Annotated in this window: 26 protein-coding genes; 12 read left to right on the forward strand and 14 right to left on the reverse strand. The window is 35.9% G+C overall.

Going from position 1 to position 22,892, the window contains the following annotated elements; all coding sequences use genetic code 11:
- The first annotated feature begins 216 nt into the window (after positions 1–216).
- Positions 217–951, forward strand: coding sequence for a metallophosphoesterase (locus LO754_RS15155; RefSeq protein ID WP_025219990.1), 735 nt, complete (start codon positions 217–219; stop codon positions 949–951).
- A gap of 40 nt (positions 952–991) precedes the next feature.
- On the opposite strand, the gene cyoE is transcribed toward LO754_RS15155, so the two are convergent.
- Positions 992–1,942: a heme o synthase gene (gene cyoE / locus LO754_RS15160; protein WP_024362958.1), complete on the reverse strand. Its 951-nt coding sequence runs from the start codon at positions 1,940–1,942 to the stop codon at positions 992–994.
- Between the two features lie 305 nt (positions 1,943–2,247).
- Here cyoE and proC point away from each other — a divergent pair, with 305 nt between their 5' ends.
- Complete coding sequence (proC, locus tag LO754_RS15165) at positions 2,248–3,048, forward strand: pyrroline-5-carboxylate reductase (RefSeq protein WP_024362959.1); 801 nt, start codon at positions 2,248–2,250, stop codon at positions 3,046–3,048.
- Positions 3,049–3,112: 64 nt separating this feature from the next.
- Here proC and LO754_RS15170 read toward each other — a convergent pair whose 3' ends face one another.
- The 6 genes from LO754_RS15170 to LO754_RS15195 form a co-directional block, all read right to left on the reverse strand.
- Positions 3,113–3,772 carry an alpha/beta hydrolase gene (locus tag LO754_RS15170; RefSeq protein WP_024362960.1) on the reverse strand — a complete coding sequence of 220 codons (660 nt, stop codon included), beginning with the start codon at positions 3,770–3,772 and terminating at the stop codon, positions 3,113–3,115.
- A 171-nt stretch (positions 3,773–3,943) separates the two neighbouring features.
- Positions 3,944–4,501: a hypothetical protein gene (locus tag LO754_RS15175; RefSeq protein WP_231784709.1), complete on the reverse strand. Its 558-nt coding sequence runs from the start codon at positions 4,499–4,501 to the stop codon at positions 3,944–3,946.
- An 81-nt stretch (positions 4,502–4,582) separates the two neighbouring features.
- Positions 4,583–5,782 (reverse strand): malic enzyme-like NAD(P)-binding protein, encoded by a 1,200-nt coding sequence (locus tag LO754_RS15180; RefSeq protein WP_231784710.1) that lies wholly within the window; start codon positions 5,780–5,782, stop codon positions 4,583–4,585.
- 299 nt (positions 5,783–6,081) lie between these two features.
- Positions 6,082–8,262, reverse strand: coding sequence for an EAL domain-containing protein (locus LO754_RS15185; protein ID WP_231784711.1), 2,181 nt, complete (start codon positions 8,260–8,262; stop codon positions 6,082–6,084).
- A 215-nt stretch (positions 8,263–8,477) separates the two neighbouring features.
- The gene (locus LO754_RS15190; RefSeq protein WP_231784712.1) at positions 8,478–9,179 is read right to left on the reverse strand and encodes an O-linked GlcNAc transferase; all 702 of its coding nucleotides are present in this window, start codon (positions 9,177–9,179) and stop codon (positions 8,478–8,480) included.
- 142 nt (positions 9,180–9,321) lie between these two features.
- A complete protein-coding gene (locus LO754_RS15195) occupies positions 9,322–9,801 on the reverse strand; it encodes a thioredoxin family protein (protein WP_024362965.1) in 480 nt (159 codons plus the stop codon).
- A gap of 193 nt (positions 9,802–9,994) precedes the next feature.
- Between LO754_RS15195 and LO754_RS15200 the strand changes: the two genes are divergently transcribed.
- Both LO754_RS15200 and LO754_RS15205 read left to right on the forward strand, forming a co-directional pair.
- On the forward strand, positions 9,995–12,307 hold the full coding sequence (locus LO754_RS15200) for a YhgE/Pip domain-containing protein (protein ID WP_231784713.1): 2,313 nt from the start codon (positions 9,995–9,997) through the stop codon (positions 12,305–12,307).
- Between the two features lie 79 nt (positions 12,308–12,386).
- On the forward strand, positions 12,387–12,896 hold the full coding sequence (locus LO754_RS15205; protein ID WP_024362967.1) for a PCYCGC motif-containing (lipo)protein: 510 nt from the start codon (positions 12,387–12,389) through the stop codon (positions 12,894–12,896).
- Between the two features lie 403 nt (positions 12,897–13,299).
- On the opposite strand, the gene LO754_RS23500 is transcribed toward LO754_RS15205, so the two are convergent.
- Together LO754_RS23500 and LO754_RS23505 are read right to left on the reverse strand one after the other, a co-directional pair.
- The gene (locus LO754_RS23500) at positions 13,300–13,614 is read right to left on the reverse strand and encodes an isochorismatase family protein (protein ID WP_255702574.1); all 315 of its coding nucleotides are present in this window, start codon (positions 13,612–13,614) and stop codon (positions 13,300–13,302) included.
- The gene (locus tag LO754_RS23505) at positions 13,604–13,831 is read right to left on the reverse strand and encodes an isochorismatase family protein (protein ID WP_255702575.1); all 228 of its coding nucleotides are present in this window, start codon (positions 13,829–13,831) and stop codon (positions 13,604–13,606) included. The genes LO754_RS23500 and LO754_RS23505 overlap by 11 nt, the downstream gene beginning before the upstream one ends.
- A gap of 241 nt (positions 13,832–14,072) precedes the next feature.
- Here LO754_RS23505 and serC point away from each other — a divergent pair, with 241 nt between their 5' ends.
- Positions 14,073–15,161, forward strand: a complete 1,089-nt coding sequence (serC, locus tag LO754_RS15215; protein ID WP_231784714.1) for a 3-phosphoserine/phosphohydroxythreonine transaminase — start codon at positions 14,073–14,075, stop codon at positions 15,159–15,161.
- A 308-nt stretch (positions 15,162–15,469) separates the two neighbouring features.
- Positions 15,470–15,805: a hypothetical protein gene (locus LO754_RS15220; RefSeq protein ID WP_231784715.1), complete on the forward strand. Its 336-nt coding sequence runs from the start codon at positions 15,470–15,472 to the stop codon at positions 15,803–15,805.
- 80 nt (positions 15,806–15,885) lie between these two features.
- On the opposite strand, the gene LO754_RS15225 is transcribed toward LO754_RS15220, so the two are convergent.
- Genes LO754_RS15225 through LO754_RS15235 form a run of 3 tightly spaced genes read right to left on the reverse strand, consistent with a single transcriptional unit; the run spans position 15,886 to position 17,935 of the window.
- Complete coding sequence (locus tag LO754_RS15225; RefSeq protein WP_024362971.1) at positions 15,886–16,314, reverse strand: Fur family transcriptional regulator; 429 nt, start codon at positions 16,312–16,314, stop codon at positions 15,886–15,888.
- On the reverse strand, positions 16,311–17,174 hold the full coding sequence (locus tag LO754_RS15230) for a metal ABC transporter permease (RefSeq protein WP_024362972.1): 864 nt from the start codon (positions 17,172–17,174) through the stop codon (positions 16,311–16,313). Before LO754_RS15230 ends, LO754_RS15225 begins: the two co-directional genes overlap by 4 nt.
- 14 nt (positions 17,175–17,188) lie before the next feature.
- The gene (locus LO754_RS15235; protein WP_024362973.1) at positions 17,189–17,935 is read right to left on the reverse strand and encodes a metal ABC transporter ATP-binding protein; all 747 of its coding nucleotides are present in this window, start codon (positions 17,933–17,935) and stop codon (positions 17,189–17,191) included.
- Between the two features lie 108 nt (positions 17,936–18,043).
- On the opposite strand from LO754_RS15235, the gene LO754_RS15240 reads away from it, so the two are divergent.
- The 6 genes from LO754_RS15240 to LO754_RS15265 all read left to right on the forward strand — a co-directional run bounded on the left by LO754_RS15240 (position 18,044) and on the right by LO754_RS15265 (position 21,967).
- A complete protein-coding gene (locus tag LO754_RS15240; RefSeq protein WP_024362974.1) occupies positions 18,044–18,280 on the forward strand; it encodes a Nif11 family protein in 237 nt (78 codons plus the stop codon).
- A gap of 237 nt (positions 18,281–18,517) precedes the next feature.
- On the forward strand, positions 18,518–18,910 hold the full coding sequence (locus LO754_RS15245) for a hypothetical protein (RefSeq protein ID WP_229387095.1): 393 nt from the start codon (positions 18,518–18,520) through the stop codon (positions 18,908–18,910).
- A 107-nt stretch (positions 18,911–19,017) separates the two neighbouring features.
- Positions 19,018–19,902, forward strand: a complete 885-nt coding sequence (locus LO754_RS15250; protein WP_231784716.1) for an NADH dehydrogenase FAD-containing subunit — start codon at positions 19,018–19,020, stop codon at positions 19,900–19,902.
- Between the two features lie 73 nt (positions 19,903–19,975).
- Positions 19,976–20,623 (forward strand): hypothetical protein, encoded by a 648-nt coding sequence (locus LO754_RS15255; RefSeq protein WP_231784717.1) that lies wholly within the window; start codon positions 19,976–19,978, stop codon positions 20,621–20,623.
- Positions 20,620–21,318, forward strand: a complete 699-nt coding sequence (locus LO754_RS15260) for a hypothetical protein (protein ID WP_231784718.1) — start codon at positions 20,620–20,622, stop codon at positions 21,316–21,318. Before LO754_RS15255 ends, LO754_RS15260 begins: the two co-directional genes overlap by 4 nt.
- A gap of 13 nt (positions 21,319–21,331) precedes the next feature.
- Positions 21,332–21,967 (forward strand): ABC transporter ATP-binding protein, encoded by a 636-nt coding sequence (locus tag LO754_RS15265; RefSeq protein ID WP_231784719.1) that lies wholly within the window; start codon positions 21,332–21,334, stop codon positions 21,965–21,967.
- A gap of 67 nt (positions 21,968–22,034) precedes the next feature.
- Here the strand turns inward: LO754_RS15265 and LO754_RS15270 are convergent, their stop codons facing one another.
- Positions 22,035–22,229 carry a helix-turn-helix transcriptional regulator gene (locus LO754_RS15270; RefSeq protein ID WP_024362980.1) on the reverse strand — a complete coding sequence of 65 codons (195 nt, stop codon included), beginning with the start codon at positions 22,227–22,229 and terminating at the stop codon, positions 22,035–22,037.
- Positions 22,230–22,243: 14 nt separating this feature from the next.
- Entirely contained in the window at positions 22,244–22,747 is a 504-nt protein-coding gene (locus tag LO754_RS15275; protein WP_025220004.1) for a DUF6773 family protein, read from the reverse strand.
- Between the last annotated feature and the right edge of the window lie 145 nt (positions 22,748–22,892).

The following is a 22,892-nucleotide window of genomic DNA, read 5'->3' on the forward strand; positions in this document are numbered from 1 at the left end:
GAAATCTATGGACAAACGAATAATAGCTCTTAAACATTGTGACATAAGATAGAATCACACGACAAACGCTAACAATTACTATGTCGTACAACACTTCTCTTTAAAATATTTCTTCCATACCGAAGAAATCATCAACAAACGAGAAAAGTCGAATTTTGTAAGATTCTTCTATATAATAATTAGTAACGCCTGTTATACTGGAAAGGATGCTTTTTTATGACACGTATACTAGCAATTAGTGATATACACGGTGAATTAGAACTTCTGGAAAAATTATTATTAAAATTGAAGTTCGACGCCACACAAGATAAGTTACTTTTATTAGGGGATTATATTGATCGGGGTCCTGCATCTTGTGGCGTTTTAAATATAATTGAGGAACTACAAGCAACGGGTGCACGTGTACTATTAGGAAATCACGAGGCTATTATGCTCAAAGCTTGTCGTTCTGGTATTCCAAAAGCATGGCATCATTGGATTTCACTTTGTGGCGGAGATGCAACACTTGCAAGCTACGGCTATCAGCCTGAAGATTTTGAAGATGCCATTGCCCAAAACACATTACCTAGCTTTATTCAAACATTGCCAAAGCTTGAAGAACATTTACAGCTTATCGAGACGTTTGAAACGTATATAGAGTTGGAGGATGCCATTTTTGTTCATGGTGGCGTTGTACCTGGTAAAGCCTTAGCGGACACAGATCCTTTACAACTTTTATGGATTCGAGAAGAGTTTCATACAGGCTACAGTGGTGAGAAAACTATAATTTTCGGGCATACACCAACCTATAAATTGCATCAAGACCCAACTAACTACAGTGTTTATTTCGGCGATAATAATATTATTGGTATTGATGGAGGTGCTGTTTTTGGAGGGCAGCTTCATGCACTCGAATGGCCAAATCGACAAATTACATCTGTTGCAAAAGAAAAGCCAACAAGCTTAGAATAACTTGTTGGCTTTTCAATTATGATTCATCGAAATATGCTATTTAATATAATTTAAAAATGACCCCAGCTAGGGAATAAATAATAACTGTTGAGAAGAGAATTGTCATATGGAAAAGCGAGAAAACAAACATTTTCGTCGCCCACTTCACTTGATCCGTGTTACTATGATAACCGTAAATACTCATTACAAGCCATGCCACACTTAATATAAGTGCGACAAGCATAATACCAATACTTAATGAACCAAATAAAAAGCTTGATAATATTAACAGTATTAAATAAAAATTTGTTTGGTAATATGTGCGGCGCATCCCTTTTATTACAGGAAGCATCGGAACGTTAGCTGCTTCATAATCCGCATGTTTACGAATCGCAATCGCATAAAAATGTGGCATTTGCCAGATTACCATCACACAAAAGAGCCCCATTAAAGCAGGATGTGTAATATCAGTAGATACAGCTGCCCAACCAATTAAAGGTGGTACTGCGCCTGATATACTACCAATTTCGGTATTATAAATAGTGCGACGCTTTGTCCACATTGTATACGGCACAACATATAAAAATACACCTAAAAATCCAAATAATGCAGCTAGTGGTGAGGCTAATGCTAGTACAGCTACTCCAACAACAAGCATAATAATCGCTAAACTCATCGTGGATTTTGCTGACATCTCCCCTGTTACAGTCGGACGATTTTTCGTACGCGGCATAATGGCATCTATATCACGGTCATACACATTATTAAAAGCTCCTGCCGCACCTATAACAAGTGCCGAACCAATTGTTGCGAAAATGATTTCTGGTATATTGTCCAATAATGTCATTTTATTTTTATACATCCCTAGCGACAAGCCAGCCCACATAGGAATTAAATTGGATTTTATGATACCTGTTTTAACTGTTTGAGCTAAAACATTAGAGCGCGAATGTTTCTCTATTGTTTTTTCTACAGTTTGTGGATTTTGGTCCGTTTTTAGATTTTGTTCCATTCCTCTTAATTCCTTTTCTCTTATAATTTCTACTTACGTCCTTCGATAGAATGAGACATTTTTTGCATTAAACATATCAAATTATTATTTTACCCCTTTTAGGATAGCTATGTCTCAAAGTTCACATAAAGTACATGATTTTATCAATAGAAGGTATAATGTCAATTCACAACTCCTTCTATGATACCACCGACTTGCATGAATTTGAACCTAATTGCCTTCTTTCCTGCATAATGCTATTCAAGAAAAACAATCTGCACTATACTAATGGGTATGTTCTATCTAAACGAAGGAGTGTCTAACACGTGAAATACGGATTTATTGGTCTAGGTAATATGACCACAGCCATTATTAAAGGAATGTGCAATAGCGGAGATTTTGATTCCTCTTATATATATGGCTATAATCGTACAAAATCAAAAACAACAAAACTCGCAACCTCTTATGGTATACAAGCAACAACTTCCATCGAGGAACTCATGGCAAAATGTGATGTCATTATTTTAGGTGTGAAACCTCAAATGCTACCTGATGTTTTACCTGAGGTCAAAAAACATCTCCAAGAAAAGCATATGATTGTATCCATTGCTGCGGGAAAAAACCTCAATTACTTCCATGGTTATCTTTCAGAGTCCACGCCTATTATTCGCGTAATGCCAAATATCAATGCCCTAATTGGCGCATCAACAAGTTGCTATACAGCAAATGAGCAAGTAACAGAGACACAACTTCGTCTTATCACCATGTTATTTGAAACAATCGGCACGATAATTGAAGTACCTGAACACTTATTCTCCATCTTTACAACAATTGGTGGGGCTTCACCAGCATTCACCTATATGTATATCGATGCCTTAGCTCGCGCTGCTGTGCGTGAAGGTATGCCGAAAAACATGGCACTCGACATTGCTGCAAATGCAGTACTCGGCAGTGCGAAAATGATTTTACAATCAAAAGAGCATCCATGGGCGCTGGTCGATCAAGTCTGCTCTCCAGGTGGAACAACCATTCAAGGCGTATCTTCCCTTCAAAGCAATCATTTCGAAACGACAATCCATGATGCTGTTGCAGCTGTAACAGATAAAGACCGCAGTCTATCTAAATAAAATTTTTACGAACAAAAGGCATCGAGAAATTGAATTCCCGATGCCTTTTATCTATTACTTAGGGTTACTGCATATGATCTTGTTCTTGTAGTTGTTGTGCTAAAAACATGCCTAAATCTCGCCAATTTTCTGGTGTAACACCATGTCCATCTGGATATTGCTTGAAAGTAACTGTGGCGCCAAATTGCTCAAACAGTTCTTTGCTTTCCATACCCCATTGTGAAGGAATCACATAATCATAATCACCATGAGAAATAAAAGCATGTAAATGATTGACCGTGCGAATCGCATATTCCTCCGTAACAAATTTTGGCGTATATCCGCTTAATGCTACAATGCCTGTAATTAAATTGCCCATAACAAAAGCTAGTGACTGTGCAAGAACAGCCCCTTGGCTAAAGCCAAGGACAAATACTTTATGCGGATCAATTTGAAACTCTTCAATCGCTTCTAAAATAAATCGTTGCAGTGCAATTAACACTTTATCAAAAATAGCACGGTCTGGCTTTCCCACTTCCTGTATCGTGAAAAAGGCAAAACCCGGCTTTTGTGCAATAGGACCTCTCAAACTAATGATATGACACTGGTCTTGAAAATCTTGTACCAATTGCGGTAAATCATCTTCATTGCTACCCATTCCATGCAATAAAAAAATCGCTGGATATTTTTTAGTAGGGTCCATATTTGCTGGTTGTGTATGTTTAAAAGTGAATGGTGTATTCATTGCTATTAATTCCTTTCAAGTAAAATCAAAACTATTTTAACATATTGCCCAATTATACTGCACAGATGTTGATTTTGGAATCTTCCCCTAATTGTTTGAAAATTGTTTGTGTGCCTGACACTACAAAGGCATCGAATTAGAGAATTTTCTCTAATTCGATGCCTACAAATTTTATGTTAAATTTGTTTTCGAAATAAGCCCGTCTGTATGATAGGCTATATATCCGTTAATGATGCGAAGTGTTTCTTGCGGATCAGCGTCAAATAGCACGTTGGATTGTGCAGGCGTTGATACAAGAACCGAGAGTAAATCCATTCGCATCGAATGTCCAGCAGCGCTATAGGCATAGTCATAAATAATCGCTTCCTCTGTAAGACCTTCAGCGTCATACTGTTGATGGAACAATTCTTTTGCCATCTCCATTCGTTCAGCTACTTGCTGACGAATTCGCATTTGATGCATAAGCAATTCTTCTTCAAGTACTGCTGGTTTTACCCATTGTTTCTGTTTTAGCATATTGATAAGCTGATTTTCCCAAACTTGCTCATTGTCAGTAAAATACAACATATTCACCATCAGCCTATCCCAAAAATCTGTTTTCGAACTAGCCGATTGACGTTGCATATCAATCGTCTGATTAAAGTGGTGCTCAACCTTTTCAATATCCATATTACGTACTAAATGGTAACATACATTTTCAATAAATTTATTTGCTACTTCCTGTGCCATGATCGAAACCCGTCCTTATCTCAACAAATCATTACACATCTATCATACCATGATTGTTAAATAGAAAGAAACGGACAACGTTTAGACATGTTGATGTGGTTGCTGGAATAACACCGATACGCCGGAGTCAATTGCAGCACTGCCAACAGCTTTCGCGACAACGCTCGCTACACGCTCATCCATCGACTTTGGAATAATAAATTCTTCTGATAAGTCTTCTGCTGATACTAACGAAGCAATGGCTTCTACCGCTGCCAGTTTCATCGCCTCATTTATATCTGTAGCGCGGACATCTAATGCCCCCCTAAAAATACCAGGGAAAGCAAGCATATTATTTACTTGATTCGGATAATCTGAACGGCCAGTACCCATAACACGTACACCCCATGCACGAGCATTATCATACGTGATTTCTGGATTAGGATTAGCTAGCGCAAATACTATAGGATTTTCGTTCATTGATTCGATATGCTCTTTCGTTAATAAATTGGCAACAGATACACCCACAAAAACATCACTACCAGCAATCGCGTCTTCTAATGTCCCAACTAATTTGAATGGGTTTGAAATTTTTGCAATCTGGTCTTTGATGCTATTCATCCCTTCCTTACGCCCGTCATAAATAATCCCCTTTGTATCACACATCACAACATTTCTATAACCCATTTGAAGTAATAAGCGCAATATTGCAATGCCAGCCGCCCCGGCACCGTTTATCACTACCTTCATATCTTTTGGTTCCTTGTTGACAATTTTAATCGCATTCATTAAGCCAGCCCCAACAACAATCGCTGTACCATGCTGGTCATCATGGAACACGGGTATATTACACTCCTGTCGAAGGCGATCTTCGATTTCAAAACATCGCGGAGCAGAAATATCCTCTAAATTAATACCACCAAATGTTGGAGCAATCGCCTTAACAGTGCGTACGATTTCATCCACATCTTTTGTTGCGAGACAAATAGGAAATGCATCCACATTGGCAAAACGTTTTAGCAAAATCGCCTTTCCCTCCATCACCGGTAATGCCGCTTCTGTGCCGATGTCACCTAATCCTAGAACGGCTGTCCCATCTGTCACAATACCAACTAGATTTCCTTTAATTGTATAATCATAAACTGCTTGCGGATTGTTTTCGATTTCAATACAAGGCTGCGCAACGCCAGGTGAATAAGCTAAACTTAAATCATATGTATCCTGCACAGGTACCTTTGCTACAATCTCCATTTTCCCTTGTGCTTCTTTGTGCATCTCTTTTGCCTTTTGCATAATATCCATTGTCTAAACTCCTATCTTCTATCTACATGTCATTTAGTTTTTCCATTATTCTCAACAAAAAAATTATTATTGTAATACTATTCTAAATAATTAATCTTGTTATATTTTGAAAATTATATTACTTCATCCAACTAAAGTCAACGTCGTCAAGTGCAATCCTATACAAAACTTTTTAAATTGTTAATATTTTTAGAATATTTTAAATAGATGAAATCGTTTTCATTTTAATACTATCCAAAAATAAATGATTCATACAAAAACACCCTTGTTTCCTTTCGAAACAAGGGTGTTTTAAAGTTTCAGCATTGAGCGTGTAACGCTTCTAAAATAGTTTGTGCATTATCTTGAAGTGCCTGATAGTTATCTTGTAAGTATGTCGGATGCAATGGCTTACTAAATAAAAACCCTTGTACTGTTTCACAATGCCCTGCCATTAAATAATTGAGCTGTGCTACTTCCTCAATTCCTTCTGCCACTACTTTCAAACGTAAATGTTTAGCCATCGATAATATCATATCAACTAATGCTTTATCAGTAGGGTCGCTTTGAATTTTTTGGACAAAAGAGCGATCAATTTTCAAGCAATCGATTGGAAAATCTTTTAAATAGGATAACGATGAGTAACCAGTACCAAAATCATCAACAGCAATTGTCACACCGAGCGTTTTTAATTGATGTAAAATCATCGTGATATGATCGATATTAATGGTCATACTTTCCGTTATTTCTAATTGTAAGTATTTTGGGTCTAAATCAGTATCTTCAAGTACAGATTGAATCATCTCCACTAAATCTTGCTGAAATAATTGACCTAAAGAAAGATTTACCGCTACTTTGATAGGTGGTAAGCCAGCTTGTTCCCACTGCTTCACTTGCCTACACGCCGTTTCTAATACCCATTGTCCAATCGGAATGATGATACCTGACTCTTCGGCAATCGGAATAAACAAACCTGGTGAAATCATGCCCTTACTTGGGTGCTGCCAACGGACTAGTGCTTCAACCGATAAAATTTGCCCTGTCTGCAAATCTATTTGCGGTTGATATTCCACAAACAACTCATGATTATCCAAAGCATGACGTAAATCATTTTCTAAAATAATTTTCTCTGTAATATCGCTAGACATGGAAGTTTCATAAAATACGATGCGTGAAGGTACTTTTCTCGCCTCCTGCATCGCATACACAGCATATCTGACAAGCTCTTCTTCTTTGTAGGCATCCGTCGGGAATAAAGATATGCCAATATTTAAATGCCCATTTAAAGAAATATGTTGTATTTGGAAGGATTTCGCCATGACCATTTGCAACTGTTTACAAAGCTCCATGATTCGTTGTGTATGATTTGCATCATCAATAAATACGATAAAATAATCTTCTCGAAGCATACTTAGTAAATACTGCTCCGGTATAATATCCTTTAGCCGCTGTGCAACTTGACTAATTAATTTATCTGCATATGAACTACCTAGTGACGCTTTAATAGCTGAAATGCGTTCAATCTCAATAGCTAAAATAGCCTTCTTAACATTCGATTTATATAAGTTCTTATGTAATGTCTCCATTAAAAACCGTTCATTTGGTAGGCTTGTCACCTCGTTATGATAAGCCATATAATGCATCTTCTCTCTAGATTTCTCTAAATGTTTCTGCATTTCTATTAAATCCTGAAACGGTTTTTCAATTGATGAAAAGTAAATGGCTTTAAAAAGAAAATAAAAAGAACACAATTGAAAAATATGTCCAATAAAATTTTTAATATCGTAAACGTCACGATATGTAGTAAAAAGTAAATCACTAATGATTAAATAACTTGCACTACCTAACAACAAGAATATAATATTGGGTGCTACCTTAAATTTTTTTAGTAATAAGTACATGATGAGAAAATGGCATGCCATTGCGACATACTGCAACGAAATTTTTAACGGTGTTGGACCGACTCCTTCAATAACAAGCGGTGGCAAAATAGGGGTAGTCGGTACATATATAAGTATGAATAATCCAACAGTAATAACAAATGGCGTACTATAAATGAACCATCGATACGTTTTATTAAGAATGGCTTTTTCCTTAATAAAAAATATGAGCAAGATACCACATGATAACACTAACCTTCCAATAATATAAAACCATGTTGCAGCATAGGGGGTGCTCTCCATAATAAAATGCGGCATCCCCTTATAAGAAAGTGCATGTGCAATTTCAATTAAGCTATACGTTAAAAATAATGCACCTATGTATAGAGTTCTATTAGATAGAATATAAGGTGTTGTTAACCATGATTGGATGGCAATCGTCATCGTCACAACAATGATCAAAATTTCTATTAGCAAATGAATCGAAACATAATTACTCTTTCCAAAAATCCCGTAAAATTCATCACTCCAATAACCAATGATCATCAATAATACGCTAGAGAATAATATGAATAGTATCCCTTTCCTAAATAAAGAAAAATGTTTATTTAATTCCCACACGATGATCCCTACTTTCACTTGGCTGATAACCGCTACTTTATAATAATTCATTATGTATAAATAATTTTGAGATGATTCTACTAATAGATTACCATGATATACCTAAAATTCAATCAAAGAAAAATGGATAAAATGTTTCAACTGTTGAAAAAAGGAAGAAGACTGAAAATATCCTCGTAATTAACGAGTTTATCTTCAGTCTTAGCATGTTCATTTTATGAAAATACATAACTATCCATATTATCAATGGTATTTTGGATTGCATCTTTTAGAGATCGCTGATGCTCACCACAAGAAGCAATGGCTTCCTCTAATGTAATCGCTGCATTCGCTATAAACGGTGCCATCTGTAAATCTTTTGCAAGCTGAATTAACACAAGGGCTTTATTCCACTTCCAGCGAGCATTTGTCGGATCTAAGTCAATGGCTTGCTCTAAATAAGCAAGTGCATCAAATGGCATCCAACCAAAACGATGCATCGTTTGACCTGTTATGCCCCAATACAAAGCCTTATTAGGATTTGCTTTTACTGCCTGCTTGAAGCAATGGACACTTTCATTGTAATGATGGGCAAATAAAAACAGCTCGCCCTGTGTAAAAAATGATTGTGCCTTTTCATTAGCTGAACCTGATTTAGCCATGTCCTCTAGCGCTTTTACTCGCTTCGCAAATGCCGCTTCATCTGTTATAGCACGTATTGCTAAAACATCGTCTGATTCAGGATAACTTTCATTCGCTCGTTCACTATGCTGAGTTTCCACGAAAAGTGTTGGCTTCGGCAATGCAGCAACATCGTACTCATCCAACAAAGTAATATATTTAGTAGCTAACTCCTTATCAGGCCCATCTGCAATTTGCATAGCAGCCTTATAACATTTCATCAGCTCTCCATTATAAAAGTATTCTTCCATTGTCATCCATTCTTCCTCCAGTTTTCATACACCTCATTCTATATAGTATATATTATACATACTTCACTCTATAAAGCACTCTCCATTTCATTTGCTATCTATTTGAACAAAAAAGAGACTGTCCCATTGGTTCAGTCTCTTCTGTGCGTTATTTTTTTAATACTTCTTTATCTAAGAAAGCTCGTAAATCTTCTTCAGCTAATGCCCCTACAAAACGTGCAGTTTCTTTGCCATCTTCAAAACGAATAAAAGTTGGCGTTGCTTCGAGATTATACTTATCCCATAAATCTCCATATTCATATACGTTTAATTGTGCAATATTTACGCCTAAATCATCTGCAACCGGCATTAATACGGGTGTGAATGCTTGACAGTGGACACAAACTGGACTAAAGAAATACGCATTGACATCTTCCCCAGCTTTAATCTTCTTTTCTAGCTCATCAGGCAACATAATATTTTGGTAATTTTCATCATCTAATTGGTCAATTGTTTCTTGTTTTAGATTTTTGTCTCCGTATGGATTATTCGCACTCGCCAGTTTGTTTTTGTTTGATACATTTGTAAGTACAATAATCGCTGCAAATAATACAACAATAACCGAACCAATAATTAGTAGCTTTTTCAATTAAACTCCTCCGATTTCACATAAAAAATGTCCTACTTTTAGTGTATTTGGAATTGATTATAAAGTGTTTTTAGAAGCTAGTAAACTAATTCGTCTTTCATAGTAAGTTTTCGCACAATTCAAACATAATTTAATGTATTTATGGAAACCTACTTACTATAATGCGCAAAATGAATTTGGAGTGAAATTTACTATGAAACCTACTTTCCAACATGTTTTTCGAATTTATAAAAGTGATATCTTAAATATAGTATCAAACTGGGTAGTTGCTGTCATTGTTGGTGGGCTCATTTTTTTACCTTCTTTGTATGCATGGTTGAATATCTATGCTTCGATGGATCCATACGCGCACACGGCAAATATGAAAATTGCTGTTGTCAATGAAGATGATGGCACTACAATTAAAGGTGAAAATTTAAACATTGGAAAGGAATTAATGAGCAATTTACAAGCAAACAATAGCTTTTCATGGTACTTTCTCCCAAGAAAAGAAGCGCTCGATTCATTAAACAATGGTGATTATTTTGCAGTACTTATCGTTCCTAACGATTTTTCAGAAAAGCTTACATCCATTTTGACCGATCAACCTACAAAAGCGCATATTGATTATTATGTAAATGAAAAAATTAATCCTATTGCTCCCAAAATTACAGGTAAAGGCGCCGGTGTTATTACCCAACAAGTTTCGAGTGAATTTATCTCAACAGTCAATGGCACACTTTTTTCTATGTTCAATACCATTGGCATTGAAATCGAACACGAGATTCCAGACTTCAAAAAATTTGAACATTATATTTTCACAATTGAACAACATCTTCCTGATATTGAATCATTTTTAGCTCAAACTGCAAAAGGTGGAAAAGATGCTGAAAAATTATTGGACACCACTATCAGTGAAATACCCGAGATAGAAAAAATGACAACTAGCGGTCTAACAACTATCCACAATGGTTTACAGCTGATAAACGAGGCAGATACGCTGTTCACTCAGCTCTCCCCCATTGTAAAAGCAGATTTAGAAAGCGTACAAACAATCGCTCAACGATTCTCACAGCTTTTAGAGCAATTGCAAACTATCCAGACAGATACAGCTACCTTAGCAAAATCTAAAGACGAACTGCAAAAGCAGTTAACATCTTCACAAGATAAGGTAAATAATAGTATCCAAACGTTGGAAGCTTTACAGAAGTTAACACAGGCAGATGCCTCCTCTCGTAAACAACTGGAAAACTCTCTCCAAACGGTGATTTCATCGCTTCAACAGGAGCGATCGAATGATGTTATCGCTCTATTAGATAATAAAGGTATTATTCAGCAATTGGAGTCCATACAAGGAAAGTTACAGGCAAATCCGATTGCTAGCGACTCTATGATTAGTGTGCTCTCTACATTACGTCAACTAAATTCTGTAGTAACGGATGTCTCAAATAAAGTACAACAATTCAATAATATCGACGAGCAAACAATAAAAAAAGATATTGCCGCAGTCCAACAAACGGCTCAAGATGCTGCAAATCATTTAAATCAGTTTCTTAGTTACTATTCAGATAAACTAGAACCACAAATTCATACAACCTTGAATGCTGCAAAGGATACATTAACAAATGCATCAACTATGCTAACGAAAGTGCAAAGCTCCATTCCACAGGCAAAACAACGATTAAGCAATGCCAAAAATACGTTAGTAACGGCCAATAAGGCTATAGCTACCATTCAATCTGACTTCCCTACACTAAGTAAAAAGATTATCGACCTTGCTAATAAGCTACGGACATTAGAAAACGAAACCGATATCTCTGAAATCGTTCAATTATTAAAAAATGATGTCGAAGCAGAGCGAGATTTTTTTGAAGAACCCGTCAAACTAGCAGAACATAGAATATTTCCAATTGCAAATTACGGAACAGCCATGACACCATTTTATACCGTTTTATCTATTTGGGTCGGTTGTTTGTTGCTGATTTCTCTTCTTGCAGTGAATATTCACGACAACCCACAATATAGCATTCGTGAAATATATTTTGGGCGATTAATGACTTTTGCAACTATCTCCATTATCCAAACATTGATTATTACAATTGGTGATATTTTACTGTTAGACATCTCCATTCGTGCGCCTCTTTCCTTTATTCTTTTTGGTTTAATCATTAGCTTTGTTTTTATTACAGTGGTCTACACGCTAGTATCTGTATTTGGAAATGTAGGTAAAGCACTAGCCATTGTGATGTTGGTTTTACAAATTGCTGGTTCTGGCGGTACTTACCCCGTTGAATTGTTACCAACGTTTTTCCAAGTAATTAATCCATTTTTACCGTTTACTTATGCAATCGGCATGATGCGTGAAGCAGTTGGTGGCATCATTTGGTCCAAAATATGGCTAGATCTTACATTCTTACTAAGCTTCTGGTTAGTTTTTCTGTTGTTTGGCTTGTTCTTAAAAAAATTGCTAGGCGAAAAAATGGAACTTTTAATGAACAAAACACGCGGATTAGATATTTTTCACTGATTTGTAACTACGCTAGCTATAAATATTGACGTGACCAATGTTATAATGGAAATATTGTAAACATGTAGGAGGCGTTTTTTTGAAAAAATTAATATCCATTTTTACGTTGTTATTGCTCGTGTTAAGTGCTTGCGGAACTGACAAACAAGCGACGGAAGAACAGCCAAAAGATACTCAAAATGAAGCTTCACATGATGGACATGCTCATGTAACAGGAGATATTCAGGAAGAGACAGCAAGTGCTGATGTCCTGCCAACATTTTTAGATAGCCAATCTGAAAATATTCGCTTAGTCTACCAAATAGCTGGACAATCAACCGAAATTTTAGAATGGATGCCATGCTACTGTGGCTGTGGAGAATCTGTTGGACATAAAAGTAATTTAAACTGCTTTATTCAAGAAAAAAAGCAAGACGGAACAATTGTATGGGATGATCATGGCACACGTTGCGCTGTTTGTTTGGAAATCGCACTACAATCCGCAAAAATGCATAAAGATGGCATGACTCTAAAAGAAATCCGCCAAACAATTGATGAAACATACAAAAATGGTTATGCAAAACCAACTCCAACGGAAATGCCTGCATAAAAAGTGCTGACACAAAAGAGAAAAGGTGGCTGGGACAAAACTAAAAAATTTTAAGGAACAGAGGAAAGCTGTTCGTAAATTTTTGCTATATGGAGACCTTAGCTATTCTTGCTTTTGCAATTAAAAAAATTAGAAGTGTTCACTAGTTGTTGGTAGCGAAGGCGGTGACTCCAGCTCAGAACAGCACATAATGTTAGCCGCGGGCAGACCGCGCGTAGCGAGGATTGCGGCTTACTGTGCTGAGCAGAAAGCACCGTCGTAGCGGACAACAACGGCATAGCAAAAAAGTGTTAGATTGATTAGGTTCAATTTAACACTTTTTCTCTTATGTCCCCGTCACTTTTTTTGCTATCGCCTTTGTCTGCTATGCATTTACTTTTAAAGGTTGCTGGCAAGTAAATCGTTATTTAACGAGTTGTAACACTGTTTTAAAATGTGGATGATTCGCACCTTGTAAAAGCTCATATAAAATCATTTCTGTGCTCGTTGGCAATATACCTAGTGCCTTCATTTTATCTAGCCCTATTTCCTTATTGGCTTTTGTACGAGAGGACACCGCATCCACAACTACTTCCACCTCAAAGCCTTGTTCTTTCAGTTGTCTTGCTGTTTGATAAACGCAAATATGCGCTTCAATACCTGTCACGATAAATTGGGTACGACCACTTGCTTTAACTGCATCGATAAAGGCTTGCTCCTGACAAGCACTAAAAGCCATTTTGGCAATCACCCTGAAGATGCTGCGCTATTTCTAAGGCAGTTCCACCTAAACGACTTGGATTTTGTTCAAGCCATAACACAGGTACATCCAAAGCCTCCATCGCTTGTACTAGTTTTGCTACATTTTGAATGACTGTTTCACTATCCTCTACAATCGTTGCCAATTTGCCTTGGACATCCACAACAATCAGACTTGCTTGTTCTATTGTAAACATACATACACCCCTTTCACTATTTCTTACCTTTCAGTATACCGAAAATTTTTTATCTATGTAGTTTTTCATCAATATGCAATACATAAAACAAATTGTGTGCCAATTGTGTGCGTGCCTGACACTAAAATGCTCGTTTTCATCGTACATAAATAAAAAATTGAGAATTTTGTTTTTTCTCTTGAAAATTAAGTTATAATCCAATAAAGGTGCTTTTATTAAACAAAACAAGGAGTGTACCATTTTGACACAACGAGCATACAATTTTAACGCAGGTCCTTCTGCACTACCCCTAGAAGTATTAGAAAACGCTCAACAACAATTAGTAAACTTCCGTAATTCAGGTATGTCTATTATGGAAATGAGTCACCGTAGTGCAATTTTCGACGAAGTACATAACGAAGCAATTGCTCTATTAAAAAAACTTTATGCTATTCCAGAAAACTATGAAGTACTATTCTTACAAGGTGGGGCAAGCCTTCAATTCACAATGGTACCGATGAACTTCCTCCAAGCCGATAAAAAAGCAAGCTATGTATTATCTGGTTCATGGTCAGAAAAAGCATTCAAAGAAGCTAAATTATTCGGTACACCTGTTGAAGCAGCAAGCACAAAGGAAAATAAATATCGTAATATCCCAGCATTATCAGATATTCAATTTAATGAAGACGATGCATACGTGCACATTACTTCTAACAATACAATTTATGGTACTCAATGGAAAGAATTCCCTGAAACAGGTAATGTTCCTTTAGTAGCAGATATGTCAAGTGACATCCTATCTAAACCTGTAGACGTAAGTAAATTTGGTATCATTTATGCAGGTGCGCAAAAAAACCTTGGTCCTTCTGGTGTAACAGTCGTTATTATTCGCAAGGATTTACTAGAAAAAGCAAATAAAGAAATTCCAACAATGCTTAAATATACAACACATGCGGATGGTAACTCATTATATAATACACCACCAACATTCGGTATCTACATGTTAGGTGAAGTATTGAAATGGGTGGAAGCTAAAGGTGGCGTCGAAGCTGTTGCTAAACTTAATGAAGCTAAAGCACAAGTAATTTACGATGCGATCGATAACAGCAATGGCTTTTATAAAGGTCACGCAACGCCAGAAAGCCGTTCTTTAATGAACATCACGTTCCGCGTCGCTGATGAAGAACTTGAAAAACAATTCCTAGCTGAAGCAAAAGCAGCTGGATTTATCGGTTTAAATGGTCACCGCTCAGTAGGTGGTTGCCGTGCATCAACATATAATGCTGTGCCATTAGAAACTTGCGAAGCACTTCGCGATTTCATGGTAGCATTCCAACAAAAACACCAATAATGAAACAACGACGAATGCTTGTAAAAATAACAACATTCGTCGTTTCTTTTTAAAATGCATATTCTGCTCTTTAAACATAACATTCTTTCCTATTTCCCCACCGATAGACTTCTATCTCTATGACAACCATATCGGTACAATCACACCTTTGCCATATAAAATAAACTTTAACAACATTTATTAAAAGAAAAAATAGTTTTTTCTTTGTTTATCGGACATATTACCACCCTCCATTCTTCAACAAAACATAGATTATTAGTGTAAGGCAATAGCTTTACATTAAGTGATGGAGAAAGGAGGTAATATGAATGGAAGATAGACGTTATGTTACTCATATGAACTGGGCTCCTTGTAAATGCCATAAACCTTGCAAATGTAGCCACAAAAAAGAACATGAATGTAAAGAAGAGAAATGCCACAAAGCAGTGAACAACTGCAGAAGCTGCATCTGTGAGCAATTAAGAAAATTAGAAGTTGGAGCTGTAGTTGATGTTTTCTTAGCAGGCGGTCTTAGTTTCCTTGGTTTAACTTTTGTGAGCTTCAATTGTAGAAATTGCTGTGCTTATTTCCTAGAAGCTGGTTCAAAATCACCACTTATTATCGATTGCAAAAAAATAGATGCTATTCGTGTAGTAAGAGCATAGTAGCCTTCTTTCACTGAGAATGGAGTATACCCTTTCCTTCTAAACATACTCCTTTGATATAAGTAAAAACCCTGTCAAAACTAATTTGACAGGGTTTCATGTTTACATTCTGGGCATTTTCCGTAAATTTCAAATTTATGATTTTCAATTTCATAATCTGGAAGCTTCTCACCTAACATTTCCATCGGGCAAACATTCAGCTCTTTTACATTGCCACAATCCATACAAATGAAATGATGGTGATGATGTTCAGATTCACAATGCATACGAAAATTTCGTTCACCAGACAACTCAGTCTCTTCTAAAATGCCAAGCTTTACAAACGTTGAAAGATTACGATAAATTGTATCGAAGCTCATACCTGGAAAATCTTTTTTCAGCACATCTAATAAATCTCGAGCGGTTAAATATTTATCCGTTTCCGCAAACATATTTAAAATTAACTCACGTTTATCTGTTTTTTTATAGCCGTTTTCTTTTAAAATTTCCCACGCTCTTGAAATATTCACAGTGCTTCCTCCCCTTGTTTTACAGATACCTTTAACATTATTTTCTTCACGATAATAACTAGCAATAAAATAAGAATAGACGTAACGACAATCGTACCACCTGGCGCTAAATCTAAGTAAAATGCACTTACTAATCCTATGAACACTGCTACCTCGCCAAATACAATTGCATAGAGTATCGTTTGTTTAAAACCTTTAGCCAGACGCATGGCGGCAGCCACTGGCAAAGTCATTAAAGATGAAACAAGTAAAATACCTACGATGCGCATACTAGCAGCAATTACTAGTGCTGTCACAATCATAAACAACAGGTGAACCCAGCGAGCTGGCAAACCACTTGCTTTGGCATATTCCTCATCAAACGATAGCACAAATAATTCTTTAAAGAAGAAATATAAAAACACAATAACTACAATCGCAATCCCAATAACGACCCATAAATCCTGCCTCGACACAGCCGAAACAGAACCAAATAAATAGCTCATTAAATCGGTGCTAAAGCCACTGGCAAGTGAAATAAAAATTGCGCTAATGCCAATTCCACCAGACATAATTATCGGAATGGCAAGTTCTTCATAATGCTTATATAAACGGCGTAAGCGCTCAATTAATATCGAGCCACTCACAGAAGCAAGTATGCCTAAGTAAATTGGGTTGAGCATTGCTAATGCAGCAACAGACTGACTTACATATAAGCTACCAGCAATCCCCGCAAGTGTAACATGGGATAATGCATCAGCAATCAGTGATAGCCTACGAACTACGATAAATACACCTAATAGTGGTGCGATGATGCCAATTAATAAGCCAGAGAAAAAGGCATTTTGTAAAAACTCATAGTGAAAAATTGCTTCAATCATTGTGCCTTCTCCTTTTAGTGAATCTTTCTCACCGAATGACCATACCAAGCGTCTAGCGCATCCTGAGAAATCGAATCAAATTCGTTTTTGTAGCCGTGGAAATGAATTGTTTGATTAAGGCAAGCAACATGGCTAATGCGGTTTGATACCGTATCAACATCATGTGTAACAAGAATCATCGTAATTCCTTGTTCCCTATTCAATTTCGCCAGCATATCATAAAAGGACTGCACATTCTCGTGATCAATGCCGACTGTTGGTTCATCTAAAATTAGTAATCGTGGCTCACTGACTAAAGCACGTGCAATAAATACGCGCTGTTGTTGTCCACCAGATAACTCACCAATATTTCGTTTCATAAAGGCGTCCATCCCTACGGCTTTTAATGCCTCGTATACTTTGCTTTTGGCATCCTTCGAAGGACGCTTAAAGAGCCCTAATTTTTTTGATAATCCACTAATAACTACTTCTTGAACCGTTGCAGGAAAACCAGAGTTGAAGGCATTGGATTTTTGAGAAACATAGCCAATCCATTCACGATGTTTAAACGTTGCACTTGGTTCTCCAAATAATGTAATTTCACCAGACATCGGTTTTAATAAACCTAAAATTATTTTCAGTAATGTCGATTTCCCAGAGCCATTCGGACCTAGGAGCGCCAAAAAATCTCCTTCTTCCACACGAAATGAGATGTTTTTTAATACTTGTGTATAGTCATATTGAAATGACACATTTTCAATGTCAATTAATGCTTGTTTCATGCATGATCGCTTCTTTCTAATTCAAAATCATTACGATTTACAAATTGTAAGTATAAATGAAAGTTTAGTATTTGTAAAGAAAACAAAACTTAAAAGGAGGGATTGTTTGTGAGTATTCAATTTTTGCAACAATTATCTCAAAGTAGTGATAAAGAAGTTGTAGCGATTGCCCGTGCCGAAGGTTTTGACATTACCACTTCTGAAGTGAAAAAGCTTCGACCTTATCTAGAGCAATTCTCTTTTTCTTGGCTCTTTTTAGGTATTCCAAAAGATGTACTCAGTGAAGTGGAAGCAGTACTCGGACGAAAACGTTCTCGCCAGCTTATTGCACTTTTTACTAAATAATAGAGTATTGCCCGAAAGTCAATTTAGACTTTCGGGCTTTCCTATGTAATAATCCACCGAAATATACCTATATTTTTAATTTTTTTTGAACTTTTTAGATAAATTATTGAAATTTAAAATTTTAGAATTTTATAATAATTGATAATTAGAGAATGAAATACTCGTTCTCTATGCTTGTTGATTGTTGTGTTGCTTGTAGTTAATTTTCAGCAAAATACAAAAAGGAGTTGGATTTTCATGAAGAAAAGACTAGCAACAACAGTTTGTGCCTTAGGATTATTAGTTAGTGCAGGTGTTGCAAGTGCGGGGACAAGCGCTATCACTTATGCTAAGGAACTACCAAGGTTTTCAGCGAATATTTATTTAGCAACGGGGACCAAAGATAATAATAGTAGATCGAAGGTTGAAAACTCTATAGTTGGTCAAGATTACAAGGCAAATATGTGGATTGCGGATGCTAATGGAAAAAAGGTATCTGCAACAGCTAAAGAGGTTACAGATAATGATACACGATTCTTCACAGTTGATGATAGTGCTATTGGAGATGATATAAATCTTGTGGCAGAAAATTACAAAAGTAGACATGTTAAAGTAGAAATTGCAGGAAGCTTTTATCCAGACACACGATAAATTGCATGTACATTTATACAGCAACATTGATAATAATTCTTTTATCAGTAGAATAGATAGGGTTGTCTATACATGAACAGCCCTATCTTTTTAATAGGAGGTCATCCATGCTTATTGAGTACAAAAAACTGCTAAAAAATAAAAACTTTTTTCTTAGTTTTTTTGCTTTAATGTTGCTTGTTGGGATTTCAGTGCTTATAGGTGTAAAAGAGCATAACGAAGAATATTCATTAACAGAGAGAATTTATCATCAACACTATGATGAACATATTGTAAAGGATGTGCTGAGTTTCGTTTCTCCGCATAAACAATGGCTCGGTTTTACTAATAATTTCGCATCTGAATTGTACTATTTACTATTTCCATTGTTAATTTCAATTGCACTAGTGGATTCCATTTATCGTGAAAGAAAAAGCGGCTATCAACATTTTATTTTTATGCGCATGGATAGATGGAAATATTACACTGCAAAGTTTGCTACTACTTTTCTAACGGCCCTTTTTATGTTCGTATTGCCACTATGTCTAGGCGTAGTGCTTGTTAACTTGTATACAAATCACTGGGATTATACGGCTTTTGCCAACAGCTATAAAGGCTTAGTAAATGGAACAATTTATCTTCCTGATACTGTATTTAAAGGAGATATTCGATCTCTTTTTTCAGATTTATTAAGCATATCTCCTTATTTATATGCCGCAGTTTTTTATATTATTGGTGGATTGTTTGCTAGTGCTTATGTTTGCATGGGGCTAGCATTTTCTATGTTTATTAAAAACTATTATTTATTAATTTTTAGTCCACAAATTATTTACACAAGCATTTGGTTCTTAGCTGTAGATAAACCCGCATTGGCTCCATTTTTCTTTATAAGTTCTATCTCTGGAATTGAAGGAGTTTCGATGACGATAATGGTTACTGAATTTCTGTTGCAAATTTTACTTACATTTATCATTTACTTAATTGGGATGAAGAAACATGAAGATGTTTTATAAGTACTGCACCTATTGCCTACAGGATATTCGCTTGAAGAAATTGCTCTTTTGGATTGTGGGATGTTTTATGTTCATGCTACATCTATTTGAGGTATTACCTATCACTTCAGTGGCAACAAGATGGCATACGGTGAAAGACTTTATATTAGCCTCTCAATATGAATATTTCTATATACCAATTTTTTTAATACTTTTAGCTCCCTTTTCATCTAAAGTCAATGAATGGCAATTGCTAAGAAGATATCGTCACCGACAGCAATATGCCAAGTATAAAATTTTCTTTGTGTTTATCGTGACTGCCTTTTTTACAGCAATTGTTTTCGGAAGTAGTTTGTTGAGCACATCGCTAGCAAAGTCGCTTTTTTCACCGTATATCACAAATTACAGTGCCTTATTATTATATGTGCCTGAGCCTAAAGAAAACGGTTCATTACTTTACTTTATCTATATGTTTTATTGTGTTACGGCTATTTTCGGGTTGCTTTATATCGTGTTCCAACAACTTTTCAAAAATAACTTCATTAGTGCAATTATAGTTATGATTCTTGGCATGTTGGATCGATATATAAAGCACTTTGTGTTTATTGCCTTTCATAAAAGTGAATATACGTCCCCTATTAGTTCATTCTTTATATTAGTGGCTGTTACGATATTATTAATCAATGCCATTCATTACTTAGTCAATAAACTAGACTTTTACGTGCGAGATGATGATTCATGACAACATTTTCGTTAGAGTGGAAACTACTGCGAGAAGATGCCCTTAAAATTAGTTGTATTTGTATTGTCTATCCATTATGTACTACTTTATTGTTACTCCATATGACATCTCTTTTTGATGGACTGACATTGTACCAAGCATATACTGCCCTTTTAGGTAAAGTGGAGGAACTTACTTGGATGTATTGGACTTTGTTATGGTTTGGTTATGTGCTATTAATTCAAATTGTTTGGAAGCCTCGCTCCACTTCTTTTTCCTACAATATGCTATTACGCTATCCAACAAAAGGTTGGTTTTGGCTTAATCGGCTACTTATCCTACTTATATTCACGGCGTGCTATGTCGCAATCACTTATATCATGTGCTTTTTCCTTTTTTTAAAAGCTCACGTGATGCTACAATTTGATATCTTGATTGTTCTACAGGCATTCTTTCTACTCATTAATATGTACTGTCATGCATTGCTATGGAAAATAATCGAATTATTATTTTCAGCAAAAATAGCGACGGTTTTACTGATCGTCCTATTTTTTGCAGGTATTAAACGATCAGCTCCTTATATTCCGTTCTATTATGGGCTAATGGGAAATTTCGACGCAAACATGTTCGCTGTCATTCTAGTGATTGAAGGGCTATTTATTTGTCTTATGTGTTTATTTATTGTTCGAATCGGCTTAAAAAATGATTATTATTAGGGAGGGTTGCTAGATGTCGATTGAAGTATCAAACGTTTCCAAGATTATCAAAAAACGCATGGTGCTACAAAATATTAGTTTTCAGCTAGAGCGGGGCAACATTTATGGTTTTGTGGGGCACAACGGTTCAGGGAAATCAATGTTGTTTCGGGTAATTTGCGGCTTAGTGAAGCCCAGTGCTGGAACAGTAAAATTATTCGGAGATGTGTTACATCATGATATTTCGTTTCCTAAAAGTGCAAGTGTTATCCTTGAAAAACCTGGTTTTTTAGAGCACTACTCAGGATTCTCCAACTTAAAATTTTTAGCAGCGATTCGCAATCAAATTACTGACCAGGATATAAAAGCTGCGATAGCAAAAGTAGGTTTAGACCCCGAAGATAAACGCCCTGTTAAAGCATACTCTCTTGGGATGAAACAAAAACTAGCCATTGCTCAAAGCATTATGGAAACACCTGAATTGATTTTACTAGATGAACCCATGAATGGTTTGGATGAAGATTCTGTACAAAATGTCTATGACATTATTAACGCTGAAAAACAGCGAGGAGCAACTATTTTATTAACATCCCATAATAAAAATGATATTGAGTCTTTATGCGATCAAGTTTATAGACTGCGTGAAGGCGTGTTAACTGAAACCTATTGAATTTATTTTCTAAAGTTAAGCGAAAAACCGCCATTTAGCGAAGGGCTAAATGGCGGTTTTTATTGTCTTACTCTTCCCAAAATAATTCATCCAACGTTTTATTTAACGTTTTACAAATCGCAATACATAAGTTTAACGTCGGATTATATTTCCCAACTTCAATTAAACCGATTGTTTGGCGGGTAACCCCTACTTTTTGAGCTAAATCTTCCTGTGACAAATCATGCTCTATTCGAGCCATTTTTAAACGGATGTTTTTCATGCTTATCACCACTGTTAATCTTCTAGATTTTTTTGTACGACTTGGTCACTTTTCTTTTTTGCAGCCATATATGATAAGCCTAAAAATCCTGCAAAAAATGGTACATAGATAACTAGCGATACTAAGAAAACCATGAAGAAATATTTATATGCTTGTTGTGTGCTATCTGCATAGTTAAAGGCACTATTAAGACCAAAAAAAATCGCCAGTACCAAACCAGTAGCCACTCCATAAATGATATTTTTCGTCTGTAATTTTATTTTACTGTTACTATCATGAACCTCTACTTCATCTGTTAAGATACCTAGATAAGCCGTCCTAACATAATAATAAACAGATGACACACATATAATCAACCACTCTGTTAATACATTGTCCAAGGACACGCCCATTTTAAAGAACTTTATTACAATAGAAATGGAACAGACAATCATAATCAGCACATACATCTCTTTGTATATTTTATTTTGTAAATTTTTAACACGTTCATCTACTTGCTTTTTTTGTTTCTTATACATAATTTCCCTCCATTTGTTTTATTACTATTAGTATATGAAATCATATTGCTTTTTGCAACATATAAATTGCATTTAGTTATTTATAAATTACAAAATGCAAAGTGATTTACAGTGAAGACAAAAAAAAAGACACATTTCCTTGTAG

The organism is Lysinibacillus sp. GJ-1 (assembly GCF_021166035.1).
Lineage (GTDB): Bacteria > Bacillota > Bacilli > Bacillales_A > Planococcaceae > Lysinibacillus > Lysinibacillus sphaericus.